The organism is Streptomyces sp. NPDC016845, assembly GCF_044332585.1.
Taxonomy (GTDB): Bacteria; Actinomycetota; Actinomycetes; order Streptomycetales; family Streptomycetaceae; genus Streptomyces.
The window spans coordinates 37269-43646 of the sequence record NZ_JBIRPI010000038.1 but is presented as its reverse complement, the minus strand read 5'-3'; the positions used below and the strand labels follow the sequence as shown (position 1 = coordinate 43646).

Here is a 6378-nt window from a genome sequence, read left to right as displayed (position 1 = left end):
AAGGACCCGCCCTCCGAGCTCCAGGCCCTGCTCGACGCAGTCACCACCGGACACGGCATTGACCTATACCGCCGGATTTAACGAACTACCGGTAACTGTCGAACGACAGCGTGCGTCGGAGGAGATCCAGGACTTCGTCCGCCCAGCCGATGACGTGGAGGCTTGCAGTCAGGTTTCCGGGTGGCCGGTTGATGAGTGTGTCGCGGCGGACGAGGCGCTGGAAGTCCACCAGCACCGGTCCCTGTCGCGGCGTGAGCCCATCAGGCCGACGGAATGTGACCCCCGCCAGCCGCATGACGTTGATCAGCTCCTGGGCGAGGATGCCGTAGGCGACAGTGGTGGGATGCACGCCGTCCAGCGAGAACAGCCCACCGTCGGTGCGCCGTTCCCCGTCGCTGGTGAGGAAGTGGGAGTTGGGCAGGGGCGTGAGCGACTGCAGCTCCGGGGGCAGCGGGTAGGGCTGCCACCAGGGTGGGCGGGCCTTCAGATCTTCGGCGTAGCGGCGGGAGGCGAGTCGATCCATCAGGCCCGCGGTGTCCAGGAGATACCAGTCCTTGCCTGCCTCCCGGGCGTGCCGGACCACGGCGGAGATGGTGTCGTTGTACTGGTCGATGGCGCTGTCGATGTTGCGTGCCTGGTCTGCGGTGAGGTGCGGGTCGCAGACCGGGTCGAAGTCCTGGTCGTTGATCCACGGTCGGGTGTAGTAGCGGAAGTAGGGGGAGCCGGGTCCGGTCTTGCCGCCGACGCCGCGCGCCAGTGGCGCGATGGTGACGTGCGGGACCGTGCACCACACGACGTGCCGCGCCTTGATCTCGCGGACCTGGGCGGCCACCTTTCGCAGTTCGGCTGCGAAGTGCGCGGGTTGCCAGACGGTGTAGGCCTTCTTGCGTTCCGGGTCGTCGTAGCCCTCGGCGCTCCAGACCACGCGCAGTTGGGTCACTGCCTTGAGGGCGTTGTCGGCGCCCAGGAACACGATCAGCGTCTCGATCCCGTGTGCCGGGTCGGTGTCACCGACCTCTTCGCCGAGCCGTGCGGCTGCGCTCAGCTGCGTCAGTGCCCTGGCCTCGGGGGGCTCGGTGGGCAACACGCGTAGCGCGGCGCGCTCGACGGCGTTCTGCACAGCTCGGTTCAGCGGATGGTCCTTGGTCGTGCCGATCAGCTTGTGGCACACGTCGGCCGACTTCTCAAGGGCGTCCCGGAGGTCCCAGCCGAACACCGCAAGGTTGTGCGGGATGGCGGTGGTTCGGGGCCTTGCGGTGCCCGACCCGCGCTCCCAGTAGTCTTCCACCTGATCCATGAAGCCCCGGGCTCGGAACAATGCAGGTGCCGCTTCCCACCAATCCACGTCCCGACCGAAGCGTTCCTCCAGGTCGCGCAGCAACAGTTCGATGTTGAACGGGAGTCCGCCGTACCCGCCGTACGTGGGGTACCGGAAGTGCTTGGCCCACCCCAGTTCGTACGCGATGATCGCCGGGTAGGACAGGTCGGTGTTGAAGATCGCCCCGCTCTGGAAGCCGTGCGTGAGCGAATCCCCGATCGTGACCAGTCGGTTGCGGGGTTCTCCTCGCCACGCGACGTCGACGGCGATGCCGAGAGTAGGGTCCGTGATCGGCCTCCCCAGGTATCCCAGCGACTTGTCCGCCTCGGATTCGAACACCTCCTGCGGCACCATCTGATCCAAACCATCCGCGGTGTCTGATCCATCGGTGTCCGTGCCCCGTACTCGGGTCGCCAACTGGAGGATCTTCGGCGAGCGCGCCCCAGTTTCCGCGGCGAGGTCGCGCAGCAGACTCGGGGAACCCGTGAGCAGGCGAGCCGGGGTCGACTCGGCGATATCCGTGGTCTCGGCGGCGAGCTGTCCTATGGCCTCGCTCGTCCTGCCCTGATGGCGGGCGATCCGCAGCAGGCTGGTGAGCACCACGAGCTCCCGCAGTCGCACCTCCTCGTCCAGCATGCTCGTGCGACCACGGCGTTCGCGGTCCAGCACGGCCAGCGGCTCCAGCAGCGCCCACGCCTCCCCCCAGCGCTGCATCCGCTCCAAGATCCGGGCCTGCTGGCCGATCATCTGTCGGACCCAGTGGTCGTGGCCGAGCGACGAGGCACGCGCCCGTTCCCGTTCGGCGAGGGCCAGCGCCTCGGTTACTCGCCCCAGCCGCTCCAGCGCCTCGATCTCCAGGTCCGCCAGCAGAGATCGGCCGTCGTGCCCATGCCGTTCTCGGAGCAGCGCGAGTGCGTCCTCGACAAGCCCGCGTTCAAGGCGCGCCTCTACCGCAGGCCGCACCGCATGGCACCACTCTTCGTCGTCCGCCTCGGCCCGTACCGCCGGATCCAGCCGGAGCCCGCGGATCCGGCCCACCAGATACAGCTGCGAGCGCAATGGCAACTCGTCCATCACCGATGCCAGGTCTTCGGCCACCGATGACAGCCACCGCCGGTCCAGCTCCGCCGGCTCCTGCTTGAGCATCAGCCGATGGTAGAGCTCCTCCCGCCGGGCGACCCGCTCCGTGACGCCGAACCCGGATGACGGCGCGGCGGACTCAGGCGCGATCGCCTCGTAGTACCGCACAGCCGCCTCGTGGATCTGCCTGGTTGTCGCCGGCCGGTCCCTCTTGATGGATGGCAGCATCAGCGCTCGCACATCCGGACGGTGGACGAGGGCACCGTCGCCGTCCACGGACTTCTCACACAGCGTCGCCTCAGTAGTGAGCGCCCAGAACACCGCCTCCGCTTCGGCCTCGCTCAGCGGCGAGATGCCGCACGGTTTCGCCAGCACGCGGCGGATGATGTCGGGCGTCAGCCTGCGGACGGTCAACCCGGGGTGGGCGATGGCCCGGACGCGAGGATCGCGGATGTGTTCCAGCAGGCGCGAGTACAGCTGCCCCTGCACGTCGCCCTCGCCGATTGCGATGATCCGGGTCGGGTCGTTGCCGGTGCGGTTCAGCACATCCGCGGCCAACTGCAGGCTCAGCGGGTTCCCTCCGAGGACTCGCGTGATCTGGGGCAGCAGCACCTCCGGATGGGGGCGGGCGTCCGGAGCGGCCGCGTGGTCCGCTCCGGTGTCCGCAGTGAGTAGGCGTAGCAGGTGTAGCGCGTCCGCGTCCCCCAGCCCGGTCAGGTGCCAGATCTCCGCAGTCTCGAACCCGTACCTCGGCCGGGCACGGCCTGCGGCGATGATCCGAAGGTCCGGAAGCACGGTAGCCAGCTCCCCGAGGGCGCCGGAGAGAGCAACGGCCAGGCTGGTCTCCCGCCGCGCCAGCTCCTCCAAAGTGTCGATGACGATCACGAGATGCCGCCTCGGTGACATCAGCTCGCTCAGCTCCGTCATGACGAAGCGGGGGACGCGCTCCACTGATTGGTTGCTCCGGGACGCGACGTCCTCGTACCCGGTACGGGAGGCGAATCGCTGGACCTGCCGCCGCACACGGATCATTCCGTCGCCGAGATTGGAGCGCTGCACTGCCGCCTGCCGGGCGACTTCACCAACGAGCGCCCACGCGCCGCCGTCCACGAGCCATGCCCGGTCGAAGTTGATGTAGGCGACGATGTCTCCTCGCCGGGCCAACTCCGGGATGAGGCGGGCGAGCACGGTGGACTTACCGCTGCCTCCCACGCCCTCGATGACGAACGGGCCTGAAGTGCCGGGCTGCTGGACAAATCCGGTGAGCCTGGCCAGCAGGTCCTTGCGCCCGACGAACCCCCGGGCGAGCAGCCGTTGCAGCGGTGCGAGGAGATTCAGCCAGTCCAGCCGGGACTGCACCTGTTGCGCCGCGGGAATCCCGGCACGGCTTCCGAACCAACGTTCCAGCTGCAGCAGGCCACTCAGTTCCGCTGGTCCCAGATCTTCCGCCGGTGGTAAGCCGCTGTGCAGGTACTGCTCCAGGAGGTGTTGCAAGGGCTCGTCGGGTCGGGTTGTCACGCTGTCCAGCACGGCGCGCAGCTTCGCCTTGGGCACGGTGCGCAGAACGCGCACCCGCTCGTCGTCCCGCATACGCCAGCGTGGCTTTCCCTCGGGATCGAGAACGCGCTCGCACGAGGTCGACAGGAATGCGGTGGCGTCGTCCACGTCTGCTTCGGACAGGGTCGGCTCGATCCAAGGCAGGTCGAATACGGACAGTACCGCGGCGCGCAGATGGCGGTCGTCGGTGTCCGCCATCGCCGTCTCGACGTACCGGTTTCCATCAACCATGGGCTTCCCCCTGTACCCAGCGAGTCCTCACGAGCCGGACGACGGCCCGCTCAACTTCTCCGAGATCGCGCTGCTCCGGGCCTGGGCCGAGAACCTCGCAGAGACACTCGTCGAGCTCGGCGTCTGTCACGGTCCGGCCAAGGTGGGGGGCCAGGTCCCTGAGGAACGAAGACACCAACGCGCGATTGATCACGGGGATCTTCTCCTCACGCGCCGCATACCCGATCTGCAGGCCGAGTGGGTCCAAGCCGGTCACGATGAGCCGGGTCTGCTGGAGTTCCCCATCCTCCACGAGCCTCATAAGATTCTTCGCCAGGTCCCGTGCGCTGTCTTGGACGCCGGGCCGGTCCAATCCGTCCAGGATGATCCAGCGAGTGACGCCGTCATGGGGGTAGAGGCCTGTGAATCGGTCGAGGAACTTGCGGACCCGGGTGTCTTCGAGTTCTGCGCTGGGCGCGAGGTCGACGCTGAGTCCCAGCTTGGCCGCCAGCGAGCGCGCCAGGTCCTCACCGGTGACCTGCCCGCTCCACGCGTGCGTCGTCACCCGTGCGAAGCGGTTGCTCCCGACCAGCTCGCCTGCGTTTCGGAGATGGTCCACCAAGACCCACGTGTGGGACTTGCCGGATCTGGGCGTCCCGTGCACCACGAGGATCCGGTACTCGCCCTTGGCGAGATCGCGTAGGCCCTTCCGTAGTTCGACTCGGTCGATGACGGCACGGGCGCTGCGCAGGCCGACGAACGCGCACGAGTACGGGTCGTCGTTGTGGTACCAGCCCTGTCGTCCCGAGGTGGACCGCAGCAGCTGGTCGATGCGTCGCTCGAGGTCCTTCCCGAAGGCGCGGTTGGAGGCGATCACGCCCTGGACCAGGGCGCCGAGCGTCCCGCACCGCGCAGCGTCCGGCACCGCCGTCGTCCAGGTGAGCTGTGCTGTCGAGAGCGGATAGTTGCCCGGAATCAGTCCGGCCGTGAGTAATGCAGCCGTCACCTGCGCCTCGCCGTAGACGTTCCTGGTGAGCATGTCGACGATCAGCTGGACCCGCTCGTCACGGGGGTCGCTGAGCGCGGGATCGTCGAACGCGAGCATGCCTACACCCCCACATCGATACCCCGGCCGCGTATCCCGGCCAGAATGCGCTCGATCCTGCGGCCCTGGTTCCGGTACGCAACGCCCTCACCTTCAGGTGCCTCCACCCAACGGTGATGCAGCCCGACGACCTCCCAACGACTGTTGAACACGGGCGCGCCCGAGGACCCCGCCTTCGTGTCCGTCCAGTACTGGATGACGTCGTCGTCCACGTAGCGCACGAGATTGTGGCTGAGTCCGATCATCTTCGGTCCCCCGTCCGGATGCTGAATGATGAAGACGTAGTCGTCTTCGCGTGGCGGGCTCGCGAGCGTCAGGTCGAGCACCGCACTCGTGTTCGGCGGTGGCGCGGAAGTACGGACAACGGCCCAGTCGTGCTCGCCGTCGCCAACGATCGTCACGGGCTCGCAGGAGACGACGGACAGCGGCCTCGTCCGGCCGGCCTGGTCCAGCTCGTAATCGAACCAGGCCTCGACCGTCCGCGCTGCTCGCCCGTCGCCGTCCCAGTCGTGCAGGACGTGATGGTTGGTCAGCAGCAGGTCCGGGCCGATGAGGGACCCCGTCCCATATGACTGACGGCCGTCGAACGTTGACCTGACGCGGCAGATCGACCTGCTGCGATCCAGCCCGACGGACAGGAACGCGACTCCTAGCAGGGTGTCGATGTTCGAGACGACGAGCCGCTCAGCGCCGAACCCCTTCCAGCCGGGCCCCTTCGCGTCGGTGAGATCGTCAGCGGGGCCGGTACCCGGCTCCAGCACGGGGTGCTCGCCGACGAGTTCGTCGATCCGCGTGCCCAGCGGCGGCTGTCTGTGTCGGACGGCGCCCAACAGGTCGGAAACGCGTTCCTCTGCGCGGGCCTCGGTGAGGATCGAGTACCACTGCAGCGACGCGTTTCCTGAGAAGTCGATCATCCCCGGATTCAGCCCGGCGTCGATGACCATGGCCTGTACGTCGCGGGGCTGGAAGATTGCCCGGGACAAGAGGTCCCGCAAGGCGCGCAGCTGGGGGCGGGAGAAGTCCAGAGGGAACTCGTCCAGGATCCCGGTCATCATGCCCCCTTACCGCGCGTTATCGCGCTTCGACGCCGGGCTCGGCACGACGCCGG

Annotated in this window: 3 protein-coding genes; all 3 read right to left on the bottom strand. The window is 67.8% G+C overall.

The window, feature by feature from the left end:
* Positions 1–85: 85 nt before the first annotated feature.
* Genes ACH4RC_RS40305 through ACH4RC_RS40295 form a run of 3 tightly spaced genes read right to left on the bottom strand, consistent with a single transcriptional unit; the run spans position 86 to position 6325 of the window.
* Positions 86–4186, bottom strand: a complete 4101-nt coding sequence (locus ACH4RC_RS40305) for an AAA family ATPase (protein WP_398209669.1) — start codon at positions 4184–4186, stop codon at positions 86–88.
* A complete protein-coding gene (locus tag ACH4RC_RS40300) occupies positions 4179–5270 on the bottom strand; it encodes a hypothetical protein (protein WP_398209667.1) in 1092 nt (363 codons plus the stop codon). Before ACH4RC_RS40300 ends, ACH4RC_RS40305 begins: the two co-directional genes overlap by 8 nt.
* Before the next feature lie 2 nt (positions 5271–5272).
* The gene (locus ACH4RC_RS40295; protein ID WP_398209666.1) at positions 5273–6325 is read right to left on the bottom strand and encodes a trypsin-like peptidase domain-containing protein; all 1053 of its coding nucleotides are present in this window, start codon (positions 6323–6325) and stop codon (positions 5273–5275) included.
* Between the last annotated feature and the right edge of the window lie 53 nt (positions 6326–6378).

Coding starts and splice junctions, on each gene's coding strand:
- ACH4RC_RS40305 (WP_398209669.1), bottom strand. CDS start 4,186: ATGGTTGATGGAAACCGGTACGTCGAGACGGCGATGGCGGACACCGAC.
- ACH4RC_RS40300 (WP_398209667.1), bottom strand. CDS start 5,270: ATGCTCGCGTTCGACGATCCCGCGCTCAGCGACCCCCGTGACGAGCGG.
- ACH4RC_RS40295 (WP_398209666.1), bottom strand. CDS start 6,325: ATGATGACCGGGATCCTGGACGAGTTCCCTCTGGACTTCTCCCGCCCC.